The sequence below is a fragment of the Bacteroides sp. DH3716P genome (genome assembly GCF_025914115.1).
Lineage (GTDB): Bacteria > Bacteroidota > Bacteroidia > Bacteroidales > Bacteroidaceae > Bacteroides > Bacteroides ovatus.
The window spans coordinates 3,907,094-3,931,725 of the sequence record NZ_CP083673.1 but is presented as its reverse complement, the minus strand read 5'-3'; the positions used below and the strand labels follow the sequence as shown (position 1 = coordinate 3,931,725).

General features: G+C 42.8%; 15 protein-coding genes. 5 read left to right on the top strand and 10 right to left on the bottom strand.

Features of this window, described 5'->3' with window-relative positions; all coding sequences use genetic code 11:
• Window positions 1–26 precede the first annotated feature (26 nt).
• The 6 genes from KQP79_RS14705 to KQP79_RS14680 form a co-directional block, all read right to left on the bottom strand.
• Window positions 27–2,168, bottom strand: coding sequence for a peptidylprolyl isomerase (locus KQP79_RS14705; protein ID WP_151935579.1), 2,142 nt, complete (start codon window positions 2,166–2,168; stop codon window positions 27–29).
• Between the two features lie 119 nt (window positions 2,169–2,287).
• Window positions 2,288–3,544 (bottom strand): hemolysin family protein, encoded by a 1,257-nt coding sequence (locus KQP79_RS14700; protein WP_215667061.1) that lies wholly within the window; start codon window positions 3,542–3,544, stop codon window positions 2,288–2,290.
• A 3-nt stretch (window positions 3,545–3,547) separates the two neighbouring features.
• Window positions 3,548–4,162 carry an LPS export ABC transporter periplasmic protein LptC gene (gene lptC, locus KQP79_RS14695; protein ID WP_004304659.1) on the bottom strand — a complete coding sequence of 205 codons (615 nt, stop codon included), beginning with the start codon at window positions 4,160–4,162 and terminating at the stop codon, window positions 3,548–3,550.
• Window positions 4,163–4,205: 43 nt separating this feature from the next.
• Complete coding sequence (locus KQP79_RS14690; RefSeq protein ID WP_004325020.1) at window positions 4,206–5,531, bottom strand: hypothetical protein; 1,326 nt, start codon at window positions 5,529–5,531, stop codon at window positions 4,206–4,208.
• 58 nt (window positions 5,532–5,589) lie between these two features.
• Complete coding sequence (locus tag KQP79_RS14685) at window positions 5,590–6,903, bottom strand: OmpP1/FadL family transporter (protein WP_004309811.1); 1,314 nt, start codon at window positions 6,901–6,903, stop codon at window positions 5,590–5,592.
• Complete coding sequence (locus tag KQP79_RS14680) at window positions 6,890–7,678, bottom strand: type III pantothenate kinase (protein ID WP_008020984.1); 789 nt, start codon at window positions 7,676–7,678, stop codon at window positions 6,890–6,892. The genes KQP79_RS14685 and KQP79_RS14680 overlap by 14 nt, the downstream gene beginning before the upstream one ends.
• 386 nt (window positions 7,679–8,064) lie before the next feature.
• On the opposite strand from KQP79_RS14680, the gene KQP79_RS14675 reads away from it, so the two are divergent.
• From KQP79_RS14675 to KQP79_RS14655, 5 genes are all read left to right on the top strand, one after another.
• Window positions 8,065–9,252 carry a DUF4105 domain-containing protein gene (locus KQP79_RS14675; RefSeq protein ID WP_004309813.1) on the top strand — a complete coding sequence of 396 codons (1,188 nt, stop codon included), beginning with the start codon at window positions 8,065–8,067 and terminating at the stop codon, window positions 9,250–9,252.
• Window positions 9,252–10,826, top strand: a complete 1,575-nt coding sequence (locus tag KQP79_RS14670) for an alkaline phosphatase family protein (protein WP_004301873.1) — start codon at window positions 9,252–9,254, stop codon at window positions 10,824–10,826. The genes KQP79_RS14675 and KQP79_RS14670 overlap by 1 nt, the downstream gene beginning before the upstream one ends.
• 212 nt (window positions 10,827–11,038) lie before the next feature.
• On the top strand, window positions 11,039–14,356 hold the full coding sequence (gene secA / locus KQP79_RS14665; protein WP_004309814.1) for a preprotein translocase subunit SecA: 3,318 nt from the start codon (window positions 11,039–11,041) through the stop codon (window positions 14,354–14,356).
• Window positions 14,357–14,530: 174 nt separating this feature from the next.
• Window positions 14,531–15,637: a DUF6340 family protein gene (locus KQP79_RS14660; protein WP_004304650.1), complete on the top strand. Its 1,107-nt coding sequence runs from the start codon at window positions 14,531–14,533 to the stop codon at window positions 15,635–15,637.
• Between the two features lie 61 nt (window positions 15,638–15,698).
• Window positions 15,699–16,145 (top strand): hypothetical protein, encoded by a 447-nt coding sequence (locus KQP79_RS14655; RefSeq protein WP_004301870.1) that lies wholly within the window; start codon window positions 15,699–15,701, stop codon window positions 16,143–16,145.
• Window positions 16,146–16,282: 137 nt separating this feature from the next.
• Here KQP79_RS14655 and KQP79_RS14650 read toward each other — a convergent pair whose 3' ends face one another.
• Genes KQP79_RS14650 through KQP79_RS14635 form a run of 4 tightly spaced genes read right to left on the bottom strand, consistent with a single transcriptional unit; the run spans window position 16,283 to window position 24,584 of the window.
• Entirely contained in the window at window positions 16,283–18,295 is a 2,013-nt protein-coding gene (locus KQP79_RS14650) for a DUF5689 domain-containing protein (protein ID WP_032843173.1), read from the bottom strand.
• Window positions 18,295–19,563: a ComEC/Rec2 family competence protein gene (locus tag KQP79_RS14645; protein WP_061448077.1), complete on the bottom strand. Its 1,269-nt coding sequence runs from the start codon at window positions 19,561–19,563 to the stop codon at window positions 18,295–18,297. Before KQP79_RS14645 ends, KQP79_RS14650 begins: the two co-directional genes overlap by 1 nt.
• Window positions 19,564–19,585: 22 nt before the next feature.
• The gene (locus KQP79_RS14640) at window positions 19,586–21,337 is read right to left on the bottom strand and encodes a RagB/SusD family nutrient uptake outer membrane protein (RefSeq protein WP_061448076.1); all 1,752 of its coding nucleotides are present in this window, start codon (window positions 21,335–21,337) and stop codon (window positions 19,586–19,588) included.
• A gap of 31 nt (window positions 21,338–21,368) precedes the next feature.
• Window positions 21,369–24,584 carry a SusC/RagA family TonB-linked outer membrane protein gene (locus KQP79_RS14635; RefSeq protein WP_004304647.1) on the bottom strand — a complete coding sequence of 1,072 codons (3,216 nt, stop codon included), beginning with the start codon at window positions 24,582–24,584 and terminating at the stop codon, window positions 21,369–21,371.
• Between the last annotated feature and the right edge of the window lie 48 nt (window positions 24,585–24,632).

Here is a 24,632-nt window from a genome sequence, read left to right as displayed (position 1 = left end):
CCTAATATCTATTACTTGCTACTTGTTTAGAAGAACAAGAAGCGTGTATCTTTTACGTTTGCTTTCAGATACAAATCATTCATCAGACGGCTGGCAAAACGTGCGTGCATGTTAGTCAGCGTAGCTTCTTCTGCTTTTGCGTCGAATGTTTCGTTCAGTTTGTCCTTGCCGTATACCTGCAATACAAATACTCCGGCATTACCTTTGATAGGAGTGCTCAACTGATTTACTTCAGCTGCAGAAGCATAAGCACCTACCAGCGGTTCGCTGCTGCGCAATGCTGATACGTATGCAGGAGCTGCAAAAGTAACCATCTTCAAAGAGTCGCTGACTGCATTAGTCATCTCTTTGTACTGGTTGAATGAAGTTGCATTGGCAGCTTTCATATCAGCCATAATCTTTTCAGCTTTCTTATCTTTTACGATTTCAGCTCTCAACTGATCCTGTACTGCTTTCAACGGACGATATCCTTCCGGCTTAATGCCTACCAGACCTACTACCATCATGTGATCGCTTTCGCCACATTCGTACAAGCCGGAAACATCACCCGGTTTTGCTTTATCAAACGCCCATCTCAACGCTTCTTTTGTACCTCTTACACCACCGATATTGTGTTCAGAGCTGCTCAAATCCATTCTGTCGAGCAATCTGTAACCGGCTTCTTCAGCGTTAGCTACCATCTTTTCTACACTCGGATTAGCTGCGATAAACTGGCTGAAATCATTATAAGCACGGTTGTAAGTTTCTTTGCTGAACTCTACTTCACGCTTGATAACAGCTACTTTATATTTGTCTTTTACAGATTTCTTGTTAGTCACCTGAAGAATTACGTTTGCTTGTCCCATCGGCAAGTTCACCAGTTCGTTTACACCTGCATTATTGATAGCAGAGATGAATTTCAGGTTATCACCGTCTATCTGTGCACCTTCGTACTGTGCAGAAGTTAGCCAGTTTGCATCACCAGTCTGACCATATTTCTTTGCCAGATCAGCAAAGTTAGCACCACCTTTGATCGCGTTGTAGATACTATCAGCCAATGTCTTTGTCTTCACAGCATCTTCTGCGTATACCTGAATCTGACGGAATTCAACAGAGTCGGCAGCAGCAGCTTTAGCTACAATTTTGAAAGAGTTGATTGTATTGTCGGCACCGTTATAGTAAGGACCATAAATAGTACCTACCGAAGCAGAGTCCAAACGGGCAACTACATCTGACGGGAAAGCTGTTTTGTTATAGAACAAGTCTACATAAGGAGCTTCTGAGCCAGTCGAGCGGATGAAAGAAGTATAATCTTCCGTAGTAGTAGCCAACTGTTCAGTAGCTTCGTCCACTTCTTTCTGGATAGCAGCTCTGTCTTCAGCACTTGCAGTCACTTGTACATCAATGTACTTGATGTCACGAGTTTCCTGATACTGCTTGAATTGTTCTTTCTTCTTGTTATACAAGTCTTTCAGTTCCGATTCTTTCACTACGATTGTAGAGTCCACTACAGAAGAGTAAGGAATACCAGCCATCAACACGTTGTACTGATTCACTCTTGCATCGAAAGCGTCCTGTGCTTCCACCGGATTAGAAAGAAGAGCTTTAGACACCAATGCCTGATACTTTTCTGCCAGACGGCTCTCGATCAGAGTTTTCTGAATGAAAGACCAGTATTTATACATGTTATTGTATTGTTCAGCATACTGTGCCGGCATTTGTGATTCGCTCATCTTGGCATATTCCACGAGGAACTTGTTCAACATATCCTTGTCGAAGTTTCCTGTTTGCGGATTCTGGAAAGGAGTTTGTCTCAACAAAGGATGAACGCCTGCTTTCAGGATGTCCTGGATTTCAGCAGCAGAAACAGTCAGTCCCAGTGCTTTTGCTTCTTTTTCGATCAGTTTATTGTTTACGTAGGAACGCCATACTTCATCGCGCACCTGATTGGTTTGTTCGTCATTCAAGGCGGTCACCCCACGCATGAGTTTCACCACTTCGGTATATTCTTCTACCAAATTCTGATACTCTTGAGCGGAAAGAGCGTCTCCGTTCACCTCACCTACGTCATGTGCCTGATGCGGCTGCATCACCTTCCATGCGTCACCCGCAATGAAAGCAAACAGCGCCAAGCCGATAACAATCACCAATAGAGGTCCTTTCGACCTAATGTTTTGTAACGTTGCCATTTTGATTAATACGATTTATGTTTATTATTATTTCTTTCTTTTGTCGTTTTAGCGCACGAAGATACAAAAAATGCTAATATGCATCTATTTATTGGCTAAAAATTTCTTGATTATCGTCATTATTCCAAGACTTTTAATCGCACGAGTTCTATTTTTGTCGCTGTGACCTTAATTATCTTGAATTGATAACGTCCTACCCGGACCACTTCATGCAACTTCGGGAAGCTCTGATATTGGTTCAGGATCAACCCTCCTACTGTCAGATAATCATCCGACTCGGGCAAATCGAGTCCGTACGTCTCATTGACTTTTTCTATCTCCAGGCGGGCGGACAACACATACTCGCGTTCGTCGATCTGCTTGCTGATATAGGAAGTGTTATCGTGTTCGTCTTCTATATCTCCAAAGATTTCTTCAACGAGGTCTTCCAGAGACACGATGCCGGACGTACCGCCAAATTCATCCACCACTACGGCAATCGTTTTCTTTTGCTGCATGAAGAGTTTCATCAGTTTATGGGCGGACATGGTTTCGGGCACAATCGGCACTTGTTTCACATTCTCATGCCAGTTTTTCGGAGCACGGAACATTTCCGACGAATGGATATAGCCGACTACGTTATCGATATTCCCGTCATACACGATTATCTTGGAGATTCCGGATTCTATGAAGCGGCTTTTCAGCTCGTCCAGCGAGGTAGTCAGATCGACAGCCACCACTTCGGTACGGGGAACGATGCAGTCGCGGATTTTTATGTTCGAGAAGTCGAGGGCGTTCTGGAAGATTTTCACTTCCGTGTCCAGCTCTTCTTCATTTTCGGCATTATCAATGCTGCTTTGTACGAAATAGTCCAGGTCGACTTTTCCAAAAGCTCTGTCGGACGCATCCTTATTAACCTTCATTCCAAAGAGGCGAAGGAAGATACAAGACAAGCCGGAGGCTAATTTGGAGATGGGATAGAGAACCACATAACAAACAATAAGCGGAATGGCAAAAACATTCAAGACCAGATTGGGATTGATTTTGAAGATTGTTTTCGGCAAAAACTCTCCGGTCACCAGAATAATCAGGGTAGAAATAACGGTCTGCGCCAACACCATCAGGAAATGATTATCAATGAATCCCGCCAGCAGATTGTCGCCGATAATCTGTGCCATCAGGATACCATAGATGACCAGGGCGATATTATTTCCCACCAACATGGTAGAGATAAATTCATTCGGGTTCTTGAAGAAGATGGAAAGAATGCGGGACGTAATTCCCCCCTTGCGTTCCATCTCAAAACGCAGTTTGTCTACCGACACAAAGGCAATCTCCATTCCTGAAAAGAAGGCTGAGAAGACCATGGTGATAATTAGAGAGATATAAATATTCATAGTTTATTTCACAGAATCTTTTCGCACTGAATCCGGCAGCGCTTTTGTTTCCGGTTGGGGCGGACCACCTGCTTCCTCATCCACATAGAAAATACCTTCGATATTATGGATGGTATATATGGTCATTTGCTGGTTCGAGTCGAATCCATGCCCTGTAATAATTCTGTCCGGTTGTTGAATACGTATAAACTTGTCGGAATATACCTTTTGGGTAGCTTCGTTCCAGTACAGCAGTTCCGTATTAAAACGCTCTCCTTTCCGGTTCTGTATATCTACGTTCCCTATCAGCTTCCAAAGCCTTTCTTTGTCATAATAGTAGGCAGTATCCGCTTTGATACTGGCTTCTATATGAAAGATAGAGTCGAACTGTTCCAGATATACGCCCTTCTCAAAGGCCCAATAGGATGGTTTCTTACGGTCGTACACCGACCATTCTTCCGTATTCACTCTGTAGCGTGTCACTCCGGAATCGGAGATAAGGGTGGTGACTCCCAATGTTGTCATCATCGGAAGGGAATCACGTTCCGTGATAGCCTCACCCATAGCTTTCTTCTTTCCGCCACAGGAAGATAATAAAAGAAGCATAACAATCACCCCGAAGGTGATTGTTATGCTCATGCTTTTATGCAATAAACGGTTTCTTCGTTTTCGCAACATACATTTATCTAATCGTTGTAGTCTCTCCTATCCAACCGCCGATAGTGATGCGGTCGCCTTGCTTGTAACCTAACATAAATAGGTCTTTAGCTTGCGGAGTATGACCAGAATATCTACCGATCAATTTGTTAGCTTCTTCAGCTACGCTCGGATCCACTTGTTTTGCACGTTGCAGTTTGTCAATCACTGCAAAGTAAGTACATTTGTTCAAAGCAGGTTCGTCGCTCCAGTTGGGACTCATTGCATAAAGATTAGCAATCAGGATGTATGGAGCACCGTAGTTTTCGTTAAAACCAATTGCTTTCTGGCAATATGCTCTTGCTTGAGACAGCTTTTTGGCAGAAGCCAATACTGCTGCGGCAGCGTATGCTTTTTCAGCTTTCTTCACATTGTCTGTTTCCAGGTTCACTGCTTCGTCAAAGAATTTCACAGCACCGTCAATATCACCTTTCTTAAATGCCTGATAAGCACATCCGGTAGCAGCTTCTGCTGTCGGTTCCATCTTATAAGCATAGTAAGATGCTTGCAAATAAGCTTCGCTTTCAGTACATTTCATCATTTTCATGATGTCGATAACTTTCTTCAAGTAAGCCAAGTCAGTCTGGTTAGCTTCTACTTTCGGTCCATAGATGTTTTGCAGTGATTCGCAATCAGCTGTTCCACTGTTTACAAACAAAGCCACTAAGTTATCCTTGATACCCAGCAAAGGTTTCTTCTTTGCTTCGCTGGCTTCAGCAGCAATAGCAGCGTCTACATATTCAGAAGCAGCCAGATAGTCCTGAATGAACTGTTCTTTATGATTCGGATCCGTTTTCAGTTTATCCAAAGACATTTGCAGGAAATAGAAGATAGTCGCACCTGCCGATTCGCCTTTCACAGCATTTACAGACTGACTCAACCATTGATAAGCCTGGTTCACATCAATCTTCGGAGCAAAAGCGATATAATCTACTGCTTTGATACCCAGAGCTTCGTCGGCAGAAGACACTTTTGTACCTTTAGCTAGAAACTCATCTGTGTATTTAATACGCAAGTCATGCGTATTCATCAGTTCATTAAAATATTTCTGATAATCTGCATTATTCCGATCCTTGATTTGTCCCATCAAGCCTTTCAGAATCTTATATCCGTCAGTAAAGGTATAGAAACGAAGCGTCGGACAGTTTTCCAACACAGCTTTCCAAGGAGTATACGCATCTTTAAAATTACCAGCACGCACAGCTTCATGCGAGATACTACTGTTCGAGTTACAGTTAGACGCATCCTGTGCTACCACAGTGGTTGCTCCTGCCGAAAGGAACAACATAGCCACAAGCGTTTTAATTTTCATTGTATCTAAATTTTAGTTGTTATTATATAGTCGTCTATTCTTTCTTACATTCATCTCATTACTCCACTCTGCGTTTGAAGAACCAACGTTCGTTGAACGTCAATCCGATGCTCACGCGGAAGATGTTTTCATTTACAAAAGCCGATTCCTGTCCACTGATACGGACAAATTGTCCGCTGATGCTAAGAATGGAACGGGAACGAGGCACAGGCAGACCGAAACCGGCAGTTACGCCATATTCACGGGTAGCCTCTTTGCCGCCGATCTTATAATACGGAGTCGTATAATAAGCTCCCAGACGGTATTTAATATGGGATAAATAGGAACGTCCCATCAAATTAGGAATGTATTCCGCACCCACTGATATTTTATGACGATCGCAATACGTATATGTTTCATTAAAATCCTCACGTACAGCTTCATCTGATGTATTTACGTCAAATTTCGTTTTTGACCATTGTTGCAAACTATAATCCAGACCAACAGTCAGGCGTTTGTCATAGTTATATGTAAATCCGGCGCCAAATGTATTAGGAACTTCAAACGTTGCATCCGGTTTCAATGTTGTAGTAGAAACCGCTGTACCCGTAGAATTTGAAACCATTTGTGTCGTTACACTATAGTCATTACCCAGTTTCAACTTCGGAGAATATATAGCTCCAATTGTCACTGAATGTTTTTTATTAATATCGAATGTATATTGTGCTCCAAAATCAAGTTTATAGCTCGACACTGACGCAACCGACTGGTGATTATAATTATAAGCACCTGATACACTTGGGAAATAAAGGACACGTGTCCGATTAATATCTCCCCAGAAATAAGAAGCATTCACACCTACCGAAAGGTTTTTGAGCACTTTCACTCCCACTCCGGCATATAATTGATGCAAACCTCCATCTCCGGTATAGCTTCTGGCATAATCAGCCGTATTACCGGTAGTAGGATCTGTTGCAGCCTGTGTATCCGACACTGAATATCCCACATTGGAGAACGGCAATAATCCGATACTCATCGCTATCCTCGGATGCAAACGAAATTGCATAGCCAGATAGTCAAAACTGGAGTTTTTAGCGTTCAGTTTCACACCGCTACCGCTAATATTCATATTTTGCAGACTGACACCTCCTTCAAAGAGGAATGTCAATGAGTCAATGGCTGTATACGAAGCAGGATTCAGCGGATTGATCTGTGCTCCATCCCGAAGTCCAAAAGCAATTCCCCCCATCGCCCTGCTGTTACCGAAACTCTGATCGGACAAGTCGCCATAGCCATATCGTGTATAAGGAGAGTTTGTATTATTTTGAGCGATTGCCGTTCCGGTAACCATCGTGAGCAAAAGCGCACAAAGTGTGTGTTTAAATCCTACCATTATTATAGTTTAAAATTCTATTTAATCCTTTCAACACTAAAAATCTATCTGCAAAGATGATACTTTTTACGCTGCTATCAAAAGAAAAATCATCTCCACCCGTTAAAAAAACCAAAAGTTCAGGATATTTATGCTTCATAGACTCAATATAACCTGAAATTTCGTATTCCATCCCTTTCATCACTCCGGCACGTATAGCCGTTTCGGTGTCCCGTCCCATCGGGAGTTTGCGCCCGTTGGTGTCTACCAGAGGCAAACGTCCTGTAAACTGATGAAGTGCTTTGAAACGCATCTGCATACCGGGAGAAATATTACCGCCATGATACTGACCTTTTGAGTCAATAAACTCATAAGTAATGCAAGTTCCCGCATCAATCACCAATATATCCCGATGAGGAAACTGCTCATTAGCACCCACTACGGCAGCCATACGATCATATCCCAATGTTTCGGGAGTTTCGTACAGGTTGACAACCGGAAGCGGAGTCTGATGATTGAGCCAGAGCAAAGGAAACGGCAAAGCGGCCAAATCAGCTAAAACCTTTTCGTTTAGATCAATGACAGTAGCCACAATCCCCTGTTCAACCGGATATTGAGAACAAAGAGCTTTCAAGCAACCCAGCGACTGATTGGATTCAGCTACTACATCCACCATTTCTCCGCCGTCGAAGAAAGCAATCTTTGCCTTTGTATTTCCTATGTCGATTATTAAATTCAAATCTTTTGGTTCTTTAGCGGGCGCAAAGGTAAAGTAAAAAAAGAAAAGTTGAAGCATAGAAGAGGAATTATCTTCTTTTTTCATTTTAGAAATCCCCAAAAACAAAAAAATCGAACTATCTATTTTTAAATAGATCAATTATCTTTTATTGTTTATTATGTATTCCACTTTGCGTTCGGCAGTCTTTTTTTATTACATCATAAACAACTAATAAGCAACAGATTACAAGAAAAAAACAGCGTTCCAAAAAGTGTTCCACTATTTTGTAACCGATTTTCCGTTCAAGCAGAAACATTATTTCACCCAAACAGAGGCTCCATTTAAAGAAAACAGCGCCTCTGTTTAAGCCATATAGAGCCTTTATTCTGATAAAATAGAGGCTCCGTTTTCCCGAATCCAACTATTCTTTCTATATTTGCCACCGAAATAAAACGAACCAGCTAATGAAACGGTTTTTCTCATACATCATCCTCTCCTTCTTCCTGTTGCTTCTGCCCACCGGACAAGCATCTGCCAACAACAACGACTCCATCCGTTTGAGTCTGTTGACTTGTGCCCCCGGAGAGGAAATATATTCCCTATTCGGACACACTGCCATCCGTTACGAAAATCCTTCACAAGGGATTGACGTTGTATTCAACTACGGACTGTTCAGTTTCAACACTCCCAACTTCATCTTCCGCTTCTCGCTCGGAGAAACAGACTACCAACTGGGAGCAACGGATTATGAACGTTTTGCAGCTGAATACGCATTTTTCGGACGCAGCGTATGGCAGCAAACGCTCAATCTGACCGATGAAGAAAAGACTGAACTGATCCGGTTATTACAAGAAAACTATCGTCCGGAAAACCGGGTATACCGTTATAATTTCTTTTACGACAATTGTGCTACCCGCCCCCGGGACAAGATAGAAGAAAGCATTGCAGGAAAAGTGATTTATCCCGCAGAACCACAGGATGGCTCCCTCACTTTCCGCGACATTGTACATCAGTATTGCAAAGGACATCCGTGGGCACGTTTCGGCATTGATCTCTGTATCGGAAGTGAAGCCGACCAGCCCATCACACAACGTCAGATGATGTTTGCCCCTTTCTACCTGATGGATGCTTTCGACGGTGCACAAATTAAAAGCGATTCTATCCAGCGTCCACTCATAACGGCCAACGAGCTGGTAGTCGATGCCACTCCCGAACCGGATGAAAGCGGCTGGATGCCTACTCCGCTTCAATGCACCTTACTCTTATTTATATTGACAACCGCCGCCACAATCTATGGAATCCGCCGGAGAACCGGATTATGGGGAATCGACCTCTTCCTTTTTGGTATAGCAGGTATTGTGGGATGCGTCCTTGCATTTCTCGCACTCTTCTCCCAACACCCGGCAGTCAACTCTAATTTCCTATTACTGGTATTCCATCCGGGGCAACTTCTTTTCTTGCCATACATTATATATTGTGTCCGAAAAGGGAAGAAATGTTGGTATTTAACCCTGAATCTGGCGGTTTTAACACTTTTTATAGTGCTTTTTCCGGTAATTCCGCAAAGATTTGACTTTGCTGTTGTACCTTTGGCACTCGTTTTGCTGATACGTTCAGCGAGCAATCTGATTGTGACATCTAAAAAGAAATAATGAAAGGACTACTAACTTCCCTCATCACCGTACTGACTTTCACCGGGCTACAAGCCCAGTCACTACCTGCCGCCCCTAAATTAGTGGTAGGGCTGACGATTGACCAATTACGTACGGACTATCTGGAAGCTTTTTCGTCACTCTACGGTGAGAAAGGCTTCAAACGTCTTTGGAAAGAGGGAAGAGTGTTCCATAATGCCGAATATACCTTCTGCGGTATAGACCGCGCTTCTGCCATAGCGGCTATTTATAGCGGTACGACGCCTTCCATGAACGGAATTATTTCTCAACGCTGGATGGATGCCTCTACCCTTCGCCCCGTCAACAGCACAGACGACACGGCATTTATGGGGTATTACACCGACCAGACTGTCGCCCCCACCAAACTTCTGACTTCAACCATTGCCGACGAGCTGAAAATAGCGACACAAGGCAAAGGACTCGTATATGCCATTGCACCTGATTGCGATGCCGCACTTTTTGCAGCCGGACATGCCGGAAACGCTGCTTTTTGGCTCAATCCCAACACCGGAAAATGGAGTGGAACCACCTATTATGGAGAGTTTCCGTGGTGGGCAAGCCAATATAACGACCGTCAAGCGATCGATTTCCGTATTGCCGGTATGACATGGGAACCCATATTTCCCCGGGGCATGTACACTTTCCTGCCAGATTGGCGGGATATGCTCTTCAAATATAAATTCGATGATGACCGCAGTAATAAATACCGCCGCTTCATCGCCAGCCCTTTTGTGAATGATGAAGTGAATGCGCTTGCCGAAGAAGCATTGAACAAAAGCTCCATCGGCATGGATGACATTACTGACTTATTGGCACTCACTTATTATGCTGGAAACTATGCGCACAAATCCGTACAGGAATGTGCTATGGAAATACAAGACACCTACGTGCGTCTTGACCGCAGCATTGCCGACCTGCTCGAAGTTCTTGATAAGAAAGTAGGACTGCAAAATGTACTTATTTTCGTCACTTCCACCGGATATATAGACAGCGAATCGCCTGATTCGGGATTGTACAAAGTGCCCGGCGGAGAGTTTTACCTCAACCGTTGTGCGGCTCTATTGAATATGTACCTGATGGCTACGTATGGCGAAGGAAAGTATGTGGAAGCTCACCATAACCAGCAGATTTATCTGAATCATAAGTTATTGGAAAAGAAAGAACTGAATCTGGCAGAGATCCAACAAAAGTCAGCAGAATTCCTGATGCAGTTCAGCGGAGTGAACGAAGCCTATTCGGCTAACCGGCTATTGCTGGGTTCATGGACTCCGGAAATCTACAAAATACGTAACGGCTACCACCGCAAACGTTCGGGTGACCTCGTAATCGATGTCCTCCCCGGATGGACTATCGTCAACGAAAACGGCGGCGACAACAAGGTGGTACGTCATTCCTATATTCCCTCACCGCTGATTTTCATGGGACATTCCGTGAAACCGGCCATTATCCAGACACCTGTAACCATCGACCATATTGCGCCTACACTGGCACATTTTATGCGCATCCGGGCTCCCAACGCCTGTACTTCTGCTCCTATTACCGACCTGCGGTAAAAATTTACTCACAAAAACAGGGAGCAAAACATAAATAAATCAGCATTTTAATGTAACTTTGCGGAGGTTTCTTGATATAAAGATTCCCCAACGCAGATTAACGCAGATTTACGCGGATTAAAAAAAATCCAATTTAATCTTTCCTTTAATCTGCGTAAATCGGCGTTAATCCGCGTTGAAATTGAAATAAATAATAAACTAAATAATATAACATGGGATTTAATGAATTTTTAAGCTCGGTTTTCGGAAACAAATCCACACGAGACATGAAAGAAATCAAGCCCTGGGTGGAAAAGATCAAAGCTGCTTACCCGGAGATTGAAAAACTAGACAACGACGCCCTCCGTGCCAAAACGGAAGAACTCAAAAAATATATCCATGAATCGGCTACTGCTGAACGTGCGAAGGTGGAAGAGTTGAAGGCAAGCATTGAAACTCTCGAACTGGAAGACCGCGAAGAAGTCTTCGCACAAATCGATAAGACAGAAAAAGAAATTCTGGAAAAATATGAAAAAGCACTGGACGAAGTACTGCCTGTTGCTTTTTCTATCGTAAAGGCTACTGCCAAACGTTTTACAGAAAATGAAGAAATCGTTGTAACGGCTACCGACTTCGACCGTCAACTAGCTGCTACAAAAGATTTCGTACGCATCGAAGGCGACAAGGCCATCTATCAGAATCACTGGGTAGCCGGTGGTAACGATACATTGTGGAACATGGTTCACTACGATGTACAGCTCTTTGGTGGTGTCGTTCTGCATAAAGGTAAGATTGCGGAAATGGCAACCGGTGAAGGTAAAACATTGGTGGCTACACTCCCGGTATTCCTCAACGCATTGACCGGAAACGGCGTACACGTAGTTACCGTGAATGATTACCTCGCCAAACGTGACTCCGAATGGATGGGTCCTCTTTACATGTTCCACGGTTTAAGCGTAGATTGTATCGACCGTCATCAGCCGAACTCCGACGCACGTCGTCAGGCGTATCTGGCGGATATTACTTTCGGTACAAACAACGAATTCGGTTTCGACTATCTGCGTGACAACATGGCTATCAGCCCGAAAGACCTTGTACAACGTCAGCACAATTATGCCATCGTCGATGAGGTCGACTCGGTATTGATTGACGACGCACGTACTCCGTTGATTATCTCCGGTCCTGTACCTAAAGGCGATGACCAGTTGTTCGAGCAACTCCGTCCGCTAGTGGAACGTCTGGTAGAAGCACAAAAGGTACTGGCTACCAAATATCTTTCCGAAGCAAAAAAACTGATCGCATCCAACGATAAGAAAGAGGTGGAAGAAGGATTCCTCGCTCTATACCGCAGTCATAAAGCATTGCCGAAAAACAAACCGTTGATTAAGTTCCTTAGTGAACAGGGGATCAAGGCAGGTATGCTCAAGACGGAAGAGATCTACATGGAACAGAACAACAAGCGTATGCATGAAGTGACTGATCCGCTGTACTTCGTAATTGACGAAAAACTAAATAGCGTAGACCTGACTGATAAGGGTGTAGACCTGATTACCGGTAACTCTGAAGACCCGACATTGTTCGTGCTTCCGGATATCGCCGGACAACTTTCAGAATTGGAAAACCTGAATCTGACCAACGAGCAACTGCTTGAAAAGAAGGATGAGTTATTGACTAACTATGCCATCAAATCGGAACGTGTACACACCATCAATCAGCTGTTGAAGGCTTACACGATGTTCGAAAAAGACGATGAATACGTAGTAATCGACGGTCAGGTGAAGATTGTAGACGAACAGACCGGTCGTATTATGGAAGGTCGTCGTTACTCTGACGGATTGCACCAGGCTATCGAAGCTAAGGAACGTGTGAAAGTGGAAGCTGCTACACAGACCTTCGCTACCATTACTTTGCAGAACTACTTCCGTATGTATCACAAACTGTCCGGTATGACCGGTACTGCTGAAACGGAAGCAGGCGAACTTTGGGATATCTACAAATTGGACGTAGTCGTGATCCCGACCAACCGTCCGATTGCAAGAAAGGATATGAACGACCGCGTTTACAAGACGAAACGCGAAAAGTATAAAGCTGTTATCGAGGAAATCGAAAAATTGGTTCAAGCAGGACGTCCGGTATTGGTGGGTACTACTTCGGTAGAAATCTCCGAAATGTTGAGCAAGATGCTTACCATGCGTAAGATTGAGCACAAGGTATTGAACGCCAAACTGCACCAGAAAGAAGCGGACATCGTTGCTACCGCCGGTTTAAGCGGAACAGTAACCATTGCTACCAATATGGCTGGTCGTGGTACCGACATCAAGTTAAGTCCGGAAGTGAAAGCTGCGGGCGGTTTGGCAATTATCGGTACGGAACGTCACGAATCCCGTCGTGTAGACCGCCAGTTGCGTGGTCGTGCAGGACGTCAGGGTGACCCGGGTTCTTCTGTATTCTTTGTGTCACTGGAAGATGATTTGATGCGTCTGTTCTCCTCCGACCGTATCGCCAGCGTAATGGACAAACTTGGTTTCCAGGAAGGCGAAATGATCGAACACAAGATGATTTCCAATTCTATCGAACGTGCCCAGAAGAAGGTGGAAGAAAATAACTTCGGTATTCGTAAACGTCTGTTGGAATATGACGACGTGATGAACAAGCAGCGTACAGTGGTTTACACCAAACGCCGCCACGCTTTGATGGGTGAACGTATCGGTATGGACATCGTGAACATGATTTGGGACCGTTGTGCCAATGCTATCGAAAACAATGATTATGAAGGTTGCCAAATGGAACTGCTTCAGACATTGGCGATGGAAACTCCGTTCACTGAAGAAGAATTCCGTAACGAGAAAAAAGAAAAGTTGGCCGAAAAGACTTTCAACATTGCGATGGATAACTTCAAACGCAAAACTGAACGTCTGGCACAGATCGCTAACCCGGTTATCAAACAGGTATATGAAAACCAGGGACACATGTACGAAAACATCCTGATTCCTATTACAGACGGTAAACGAATGTATAATATCTCTTGTAACCTGAAAGCGGCTTACGAATCGGAATCTAAAGAAGTGGTGAAGTCGTTCGAGAAATCAATCTTGCTCCACGTAATCGACGAAGCATGGAAAGAAAACTTGCGCGAACTGGACGAACTGAAACATTCCGTACAGAATGCAAGCTACGAGCAGAAAGACCCGCTATTGATTTATAAACTGGAATCTGTGACTTTGTTTGACGCTATGGTGAACAAGATCAATAACCAGACTATATCTATTTTGATGCGTGGACAAATTCCTGTACAGGAAGCTCCGGATGAATCAGCTGCACGCCGTGTAGAAGTGCGTCAGGCTGCTCCTGAACAACGCCAGGATATGAGCAAGTATCGCGAAAACAAAGAAAATTTGAGTGATCCGAACCAGCAGGCTGCTGCAAGTCAGGATACTCGTGAACAGCAGAAACGTGAACCGATTCGTGCAGAGAAGACAGTAGGTCGTAACGATCCTTGTCCATGCGGAAGCGGGAAAAAGTATAAAAACTGCCACGGAAAGAACCTTTGATTAATTAATAATTAAAAATTAAAGGTTGGAAATTGTAGGGTAATGTGCTTTATGGCATAGTCTCTCTATATTCAACTTATAAAAGAAAGTCTCAAACGGTTAAAAACTGTTTGAGACTTTCTTTTATTCTTCCAAAGTTGTACTTTTGTTCAAATTACTAAATAGAACAAAACTATGGCAAAATCTTATTCACTGGTTTTCATCGTTTTATTCCTGCTGACTCTGGGTAGCTGTCAGAGTCTGGAACAGATCCCCATTGATTATCTGCAACCTGCCGACTTGAGCTTTCCTCCGCAACTCCGGAAAGTAGCTATTGTGAATAACACCAGCGACGCCCCGGATAATAAACTGATAACAGAGACTGAAAAAATTAAAGAAGGTACACCATTGATAAGTCGTGCAACAGCTTATGCCAATGGAGATCCTAAGACAGCCACTGAATCACTGGCAGAAGAAATAGCACAGCAGAACTACTTCGATGAGGTGGTTATCTGTGATTCTGCCTTACGCGCCAATGATAAACTGGCCCGCGAAAGTACATTGAGCCAGGAGGAAGTGCGTCAACTGGCTTCTAACTTGGGAGTGGACTTTATTATTGCGCTGGAAAACCTGCAACTCAAAGCAACAAAGACTGTCCGCTATCTGGATGAGTTCAACTGCTTTCAAGGAGCGGTAGACGTGAAAGTTTATCCCACGGTGAAAGTTTATCTTCCCGAACGTAGCAGACCGATGACTACACTCCATCCTAATGATAGCATTTTTTGGGAGGAGTTTGGAGGTACAGCCATAGAAGCCGCCACTCGCATGATTCCCGACAAGCAGATGCTGGAAGAAGCGGCAGCATTCGCAGGAACGGTTCCGGTGAAAAATATTGTCCCTATTTGGAAAAAAGGAACACGGTATCTTTATACTGGTGGTTCGGTTCCTATGCGTGACGCTGCCATTTATGTACGCGAAAATTCATGGGACGACGCATACGAACTTTGGCGTCAGGCTTTCGAAGGTACCAAGAACCAAAAGAAAAAAATGCGGGCAGCTCTCAACATTGCTGTTTACTACGAAATGAAAGATAGTTTGGCTAAAGCAGAAGAATGGGCAGAAAAGGCCCAACAACTAGCTAAAAAAATAGATAAAAAGAACATCACAGATAGCCCTCAAGCTACCATTGATGATGTGCCGAATTATTATCTTACTACTTTGTATTTAGCTGAACTAAAGGAGAGAAATGCTCAATTACCCAAGTTAAAATTGCAAATGAGCCGATTTAATGATGATTTTTAAGGAAATTGTGTATCAAATCTTATTTTTTTTATACCTTTGAACTTATAAAAAGAAGGAACCCATGAAATTGAGCCAACAATCATTATCTATTATCGAATCGGCTATCCAAAAGGCAGTCGCTAAATATGTATGTAGCTGTGAACAAACAGTTGTAACCGATATCCATCTCCAACCGGATCAGGCATCGGGACAACTTAATATTTACAACGATGATGATGAAGAACTGGCAAACATCATGATCGAAGAATGGGCTACTTATGAAGGGGATGATTTCCTTGAAAACGTGGAACCTTCTCTTCGCAACATTCTTTGCAGAATGAAGGATGCCGGAGATTTCGACAAAGTGACTATTCTGAAACCTTATTCTTTCGTTTTGGTAGATGAAGAGAAAGAAACCGTAGCAGAATTGCTGTTGATTGACGACGATACCATACTGGTGAATGATGAATTGCTGAAAGGGTTGGATAAGGAGTTGGACGACTTCTTAAAGGATTTGTTGGAAAAATAAAGAAGAATTGTTGGAGAAATAAGATATCGTTCTTTTTGAATAGAGATCGTTCAAGATCCACATATAAAAAGATAATCGGAAGCAATCAGGATATGTCCTTTATTGCTTCCGATTATTTTATATATATTCCCTATTGATTATTTGTTGTATTTGATTGAGATATTAGCAAGTCTAAGCGGCATGAAGCTGGATACCCCTGCCGGGAGTCTGACCGGTCGCAATCTGATGCAAATATTATCACGGTTCAATAAGGCATCCGGCAACTTAAAGTCATAGACTTTATAACCAGGAATGTTCTTCTCCGTCTGTCCACCTGCAGCCGTTCTATCAAACTGTCCCAGAATGGTAAACTCTGAATTATCTACTTTAATCCATTCACCATTCATCGAATAAGCATATTCAACCACTGCAACAGGGCCACCTCCCCAACTTGCATTCATTTCAACCTGAAGAGACAAGGATGTAGAAATACCTACTGTCGATATTTTGTCTACGTAGAAATATGAACTTGTAGACCACGGTTTACTATTAAAAGCACCGCCTCGCATACGACCATAGTATCCATCGGTCGTGTTAAGGTTAACATCTCCTCTGAAATCATCCTGGAATCCCAGAATGTAGTCTGCATAGGTTTGCTGGAAATATTTATTTCCGTCTTTGCTAAGAAGAGCATTCGCCTGCGATGCCTCGCCACCCGTAGGATGGTAATCCGTAAAAGTAGAAGAGCCTATTTCTTTCCAATCGGGTACATTACAATCCCATTCTACAAGCACAGAAGTGATCTCGTTTATATCACTGATGTTAATATCTTCTCTGTTAAGCGGAAGAATACATAACCGGCTTTCAGAGATGTCGAAATTTGTAAGTTTCACTTTCGCCACCATTCCTGTTATGCTTCCCGAACCTTTAGGAAGTGTTTCGTGAGCATAAGGAGCTTCAAACGCAGTAAGCATATATGTATTAGAACCGTTTTTATCTCTTATACAGGTCGGATAGTATCTGTAATATGCAGGGAACTTTTCTACCCAATAGTTTTTATTAATCTTACGATCGGCAGCTCCCGGGTCAGTAGTCTTGAAATTAGTGAATGCACCTACCGGAGATGCAATCTCGACATCTTTCAGGGTCACAAGACTAAATACCATATTATCCGTAAGTTCAGCAATCGTTCTTTCAGGAATTGTGAAGGTAGAAAGTTCCGAGCTGATTACGTGGGCAGCAGTGATACCGCTAATCAGTCTATAAGTAAAGCTACCCTCTGATTCTTCTCTTATCATTCCATCTTTCAGACACAATGACACTTTGGCAAATTGTGCAAACGTAATTAAAGATTCGGACTCAAACACAACTGTCTCTCCTGCCTCATTCTGAATGACATAGCGATTGCTCGGGAAGTTCTTCGAAGTGCCATTGGCTACGATGGTTCCTTCAACATATACATTGTTAGTAATTCCACCGACAGCATAACCATGTACGGTTGGATAACTGACAAGTTCCGCATTCGCATATTCAGAATATGCTTGCGAGAGATTAATGGTAGCCGTGACCTTACGCTGGTACTGATCGTCATAACTCAACACAATACTTCCTGTACGGGGTGATTGCGAATTTGTTTCCGTATTAAAATAAAGCTTTCCATCACTTATCCTATACTCCTGCACCCAGTTCACCGTTGGCGTAATAACGATATCCGTTTCGGGCACATTGGTAGAGATTTCCATTTCATATTCACCTCCTTTAGTAAACAGCTCCATCTTATCACTGGCAGGAACAATAAATGGATAACGGGATAATTGTTTTATCTTGATTACATCCGCAGTCTTACCATCTTTCGTAAACACACGAATATCACAGAAACGTTCGGAATCACTGATATTCTCATCATAAGTCACAGTGAAATAAGTTCTTGATGACTGGGCTCCACGTATATCCGTAGAGAACCAGGTTGATTCTACAAAATCAATTCGCCACTCGGTATTGGACTTCACCTCCACCTGAACCGGATCACCTTCCGCCTGAAGAATAATCTCATTATTTGTTATTTCCAATATACCGGCTTCATGTTCGTCAGAGCATGACGGAAACATTATGATTGCCATCACAGCCAGAAAAGCTGTCCAGGCTATTGACTCTTTAATTTTCATGTTCATCAATTATTAGATTTAATCTCACCTGTTTTATATAGTATCTCATAAGCTTCATTCCGATCATTTAATACAAAGATCTGAAACTTCTCTCCACCCGGATAAACACGCGTAACAACATGTCCGGCAGGCTTTATCTTCAAGCCGTCTTCACCCAGTCTGCTCCTGTTACTGTCTACCATACCGGCAGCAAAAACCGACCGTTCACCAGGATAAAGAGTTTGAGACAGCATCCGGCTCAACGTTGCCGGTTGAGGGTGATAGTAATCCCATACGGGAATTACATAGACTTGTGGTTTCACTTGGGAAATGTAGGTATCGCACATAGCATCAGAATAAGCGTGATGATTAGCAACAACCACATCCGTCTCACCGAGCAATTTGGCTACCGGCGTTTCTATATCAAACCATTCCGGTGCTTTTTCTACGCCCAGAATATCTCCTGCCGAAAAATAATCGAAATTACCGTATGTGATACGGATTCCACAACTGCAACGGTTTTCGTTCAACTGTTCACTTGAAGAGGCTGTAGAAGGCACAAGCTCTTTGGCTGTTGTTCCGCTACCTGTCCAAATTTTACCATTACCCACGATATTACGTACTTCGAATGTAGGATAAGAGCCCGGATCTTTCAAGAGTTTGATCTGACTATTGCTTCCTATTACAAATCCCTCATTCTTTTTACCTTCCCTGTCACGAGCGGCAACATATAATTTATAGTTTGAGATATGAGCACCAGAGACTTTAGCTGCTGTCGGATAATCATAAGTAGGATAACCACGATCTATCAAAGTGGAAATATTGAGAAGATTACCAACATGAGTGATTCCGGTAAGTTTGTAATCCAGTCCTACTTTTTCGATTGCCAGTTTTCCATTCTGTCCGATATGGTCCGTATCAAAGTGAGTGAGCAAGGCATAATCAAGTGCTCCGTTATTTTTTAATGGCAATGAGAAATGTTTTATATATTGAGCAATCCATTCGGCAGGCCGCTTAGAATCATTAGGCACTGCTTTCATAATTTCCTGTGTGCCTGAATGTACTCCTAAATCTCCTGCATCCAATAACATGGTAGTCCCATCCGGAAAAATAAGATAGGCTGCATTACCTCTTCCGGTACTAATCTGATGAATATCCAAATAACCTGCCTGCCACTCCGGAAGGTATTCATACACTTTATCTACTGCATCATCAGGAAAAGGCTTTTCTTGTTGGCAACTTGCGAATGTAGGCAGCAACATGATGGCTCCTAAAAAAAATATCTTGCTATTCATTATATTATTCTTTAATAGTTGATTAATCGATTTGCTTCACACTATAGATACCGGCTTCTTCTTTAGTCATTTCATTGCCGCCTCCGTATCCCGGATTTTGCTTCAAGACATTGCTGACAGAAATTGACTTTTCCGGAATAGGAAAAAGCTCATAATGATCGTCGTTAGTAGGTTTATGATCCCACCAAGAACCTGTTGTATACAACCCCCAACGACGAAGATCGGTACGACGACGCTGTTCACCCAGAAACTCGACCATCCACTCATCAAGAATCCGGAACTTGTCGATATTCGTTTCGGTCACCGGATCAGGATCGGCTTTATTCTCGAAATTGCGTTTACGCACTTCATTGAAAAGATTGGCTGCTTCTTTTTTATAGCCGCTTCTATATTTACATTCAGCAAGCATATAATAGATTTCAGCAAAACGAATAACCGGATAATCCGGATTAAAAGCAATGGTTTTGTCGATATTGTCGGGAACCGGTAGTTTGCACAAACGTATTCCGGAATTCTCTTCCCCGGTACTTATATTGGAGGGAAGCTCATTCACTGAAGAATATTCTCCGTCTTTCACTTTCTTGAATTGTGCCACCTGATCGACAAATTCAAGAACCTCACCCGGATATTCGTACAGTCCCGTACACTTCACCTCTGTGCCACTTCTTGATGTACGCTGTAATTTTCCATAAAGGAACATTCCTTCGTATTTCCCATTCCCTTTATACAAGTACAATTTTTTACGAAGATCTTTATTGTTGAACTTGGCAAAAGGTCGCCCAAGCTTATCCGTATAGGGATCGCCATTGGGTTTAAGAGACGGCTGAAGATGCATACCATTAGTAGAAGAATAGCCGCTTAGATCAAAATAGTTCTTTGCATTATAATGATTATAGCGTTCGAACTGCCATTGAAACAAAGTGCCTTTTGCATATTGCGACTGAACAGACCACATTACTTCCTTAGATTTATTATTGTCGAAAGTGAAAGGACCGAACCAGTCTTCCTCCAATTCGTAATAACCGTATTTGCCATCTAATAGATCCTGGCAGACCTGCGCACATTCAGCAAAACGGTTCTCTCCCATGTAGACTTCCGCATTAAAATATAACTGAGCAAGAAGGGCGGCGGCAGTTCCTTGACGTAAATAGCCTTCTTCCAGCATATCTGCTCTTTTTTTCTCTAATTTGGGAATAGCGGCAAGCAACAGTTCTTCCACATAATTAAAGGTTTCGCGTGCAGTGGAACGTGGAACTTCCTCGGTAGTAGAGCGCCGGTAAATAGGCATACCCCCATAGAAATCAAGTCCCCGCAGATAAAAATAGGCAACCAATGTCTGAAGTTGCATCTGATGATCTGCTTTCAATTCTTCCGTCATGCCCAGTGATACATAATCCACACCGGATAAGTCTTCCTTACAAGCTAAAGCCATTGCCACTCCCATGCCTACCCCACGCCAGGTTTCTTCGTTGTTGGGGTGAAGAGGTGTCCAGTCGTGATGCTGCAGTTGGGAATATCTGACATCATTGTAATGTATTCCTTTTTGTGTGACACACATCTCATCTGTTGTACATTCTTGAAGAATGGCACGGTCGAATCCGTGAAACCAACGCCAATGTGTGAAAGAGCGTACCAAGAAAGAATAAACAGTTTCCTTAGACGTGAAATAAGTGTCCGGAGTGACTTCGGAATACCACTTCTCATCCAGATTTGTACAACCGGATGACACCAGAAGGGTGAGGAAGGAGATAATGATTAAAATATTTCGTCTCATATCATTTTATTAGTTTATAGGTACTTTAATATTAGAATTGGATTTTCATACCAACGGTATATCTACGAGTTTCAGGATAAATATTATTAAACCATTCATAACCAGGGTCCAGTCCGTTGACATTCACTTCCGGATTAAGTCCTGAATATTTCGTGAAACATGCCACATTCCGGACGGTCAGGTAAAGATCAATCTTATCTATATATTTCTGCCACTTTTTCATGTTAAGAGAATATCCCAGACTAATGGCGTCTATCTTTAAGAAAGTGCCGTCCTCAAGCCAGTAATCGCAAAGCTGCTTTACTTCTTTGATGTGCCGGTTGTCAATGTACGCATTGCGAAGAACGTTCTGGCCTGCTACTTCAGAAAGTCCATAGTACATATTTATGGTATTAAACACGTCGAAATCGATCCAGCTACGCAGGTTGATACCTAAAGAGAGGTTCTTGTAAGTGAAGGTATGATCCCATGATACCATCAATGCAGGAATAGCATTACCGATGTACCGCTTGTCATCATAGGTCTTCTTATCGCTAAGAATCACATTGTCGTTCTTATCATACAGAAGCCATCTTCCATTATCCGTGATACCGGCATATTTCCAGATATAATAGCTTCCGATCTTTGTTCCTGCTTCAATTCTTCCGGCTGATCCGTTCGTTCCCGGTGACGGGAATCCTACACGATCCTGGTAAGTATTATTCCCCCACAAAGAGGTAATTTTGGAAGAAGAATGGGATAGACGCATGGTAGTTGTCCAGTTAAAGTCTTTCGTTTTAACAGGCACTCCGCCAATCTCAAACTCCCATCCGGTATTCTCAAGATTACCATAATTCATGGTCGTTTTCTCGTAAACGGCGGGAGGATTGGGTACACTGATATTGTATAACATTCCGGAAACTCTTCTTTTATATATATCGAACTTTCCAAAAAGCCGGTTATTCAGAAACGCATAATCCAAACCGATGTTAAGCTCTGCTTTCTTTTCCCAATGCAAGTCATTATTGACATTACGAGCCGGTCCATAAGAAGTAATCCATGTACCGTTATAAGGCCACATTGAATTGGAGGAGTACATGGCCGTGGATGCTCCTGCAGAGAAATTGTTATTTCCCGTCACACCATAACCGACACGTACTTTGAGGTCATCAAGAAAACTGACATCACGCAGAAAGGCTTCATTGGATATACGCCATCCACCTGATACAGCCCAGAATGTTCCCCAGCGATGATTCTTTCCAAATTTGGAAGATCCCTCATGACGGACACTTCCAGTAACCATATAACGATCTTTATAGCTATAATTCGCCCGACCAAAGAAGGAGATAAGACGTTCACGAGGATATTTGTGGGACGACATAGCCGCCTTTCCGTCAGAAAGCCAGCTACCTGTTCCCATATCCCAAGCTCCTACTCCATCCACAGGGAAATCGTAGTTAGACATATCAAAATTTTCAGAATTGTTTTCCCAATAGCTATATCCGGCCACCGCACTGACTGTATGGTCATCTGCAAAAACACGCATGAAATTAATGGTAGGTTCAAAAGAAACATTGACTGTTTTACTATATCCGTGAAATCCCTTTCCTTTATAACTTCCATTCAAAGACGTTCTGTGTAATGCGGATACATAATGCGTCTGTTGATACTGGCGGTCTTCCCAGCCGAGAGTGGCTTGTGCCGAAAATCCGGCAGGCAGATTGAGCTTTACCGTAGCATCCGCCTTGAGCCATTTATCAACATTATCCGTCTGCTTGAGCATAACTTCCGCTAATGGATTGTAATATTCACTACCACCAACCAATACATTATAGCCTGTTTCACTAGTACTATCATAAACATGTTCCGTTGGATTCATCTTCAATGCCATGTCGAAACAGGAACTACTGCTCCGCTGATCCCGATGTGCTTCACGATATTCTGTATGTAAGCCTATTTCCAGCAAGTCATTGAGAAGATTAAAGTTTGCATTGATACGCCCCGAATAGTCTTTACGATTATCGCCTATCGCAATACCTTTCTGATCCTGTGCCATAATAGTGGCATATATTCTGGCTGTATGTCCCCCTCCCGAAAGGGTGACAACATGGCGCTGGGAAAGTGCTCCCTCATTTAAAAGTTCACCGTACCAATCGGTAGACGCTCCCAAATCTGTTCCTACACCGAACCTCACGAAAGCATCGCGATCCAGGACCTGTGGTCTTCTGGAAACTTGTTCGGTGGACAGCTCGCCTGTATATGATAATGTGATAGGACCTTCTTTCGCTTTCTTGGTAGTCACGAGAATGACACCACCAGCTGCCCTTGTTCCGTAAATAGCACCTGCAGAGGCATCCTTCAAAACATCAATGGATTGAATATCTTCCTGACTGATAGAACGCAAATCACCACCAGGAATTCCGTCTATCACAATCAAAGGGGAAGAAGAAGCATTGATGGAAGCTACCCCACGAAGCTGGAAACTAGCAGAGGCATTCGGACTGGAAGTTTCAGAAACATTCATACCGGAGATTTTTCCTTTCAGAGCAGTCGCAATGGTAGAGCCTCCCAATCCAGTCACTAAATCTTTTGAAGATATGGAAGTAATGGAGCTGGTCACAGCACGTTTCTCCATTGTTCCATAACCGATAACGACTACTTCATCCAGCAACTGATGATCTTCTTTTAATACCAAAGACAAGCTTGTCCGATTTCCCACCTTTACTTCAAGAGACTGAAAACCGATATATGAAATCAGTAATACAGCATTTGACGCAACTGACAGGTTAAATTTTCCATCCAAATCAGACACTGTACCTTTCCCGGCCACTCCTTTCTCCTGAATACTGGCACCAATCACCGGATCTCCATTCGTATCTACAATCACTCCTTGTATCTTTTTCGAAGTTGCTTCCGTTTGCTCTTGTTTTACCGGTACGGGAACCAGAACGATATACCCTTTTTCTATCTTGTAAGTAAACCCCGTTCCCGCGAGCAACTTATCCAAAACAATAGAGAGTTTTTGTTTCTTAAAATCAACACTCAATGTCCGATTCACATCTATTTTAGTCCGACTATAAGTAATGCTTAATTGAGTCTGACTTTCAATAGCATCAAAAGCTTTCAACAAAGTTATGTTTTTTCCGGCAATAGTAATCAACTGATTCTGCCCATAGATAGTACCCAAAGGGACTATAAAGAATAAGGTTAACAATAAAATACGCAAATTACTGGTATGTTTTATAGTAAAATAAGAATTAAAATTCATACTTTTGTATATTAAATGAATACTACATTTAAGGTTCACTATTTCCTA